Origin of the sequence: Faecalibacterium sp. DFI.5.82, from assembly GCF_029076575.1 — a bacterium.
Classification (GTDB): domain Bacteria; phylum Bacillota; class Clostridia; order Oscillospirales; family Ruminococcaceae; genus Faecalibacterium; species Faecalibacterium duncaniae.
Map to the genome: position 1 here is coordinate 1 of NZ_JARFIS010001168.1, position 287 is coordinate 287.

Genomic DNA, 287 nt, shown 5'->3' on the forward strand with positions numbered 1-287 from the left:
CGCCGCCGCAATCCTGCAGGATTCCACCCAGCCCCATGTGTATCTGGGTGGTGAGCAGTACCTGATGGACTGGCCCCAGCTGGACGGCAAGGTGGGCAGCATCCTGAGCCTGCTGAACGACGAAGAGCAGGCCGCCGCCCTCATTGCACCCCCGGCAGAGCAGAGCGAAAGCATCCTGCTGGGCGAGGATCTGGAACCTCAGATCCCCGGCCTGTGCATCGTGAGTGACCGGTATCTGGTGGGCGGAGGCCTCAGGGGCTCTGTGGCCCTCATCGGCCCCACCCGGA

General features: G+C 65.9%; 1 pseudogene. It reads left to right on the forward strand.

The window, feature by feature from the left end:
• A pseudogene (locus P0G09_RS20585) lies at positions 1–287 on the forward strand (heat-inducible transcription repressor HrcA); the annotation flags it as partial.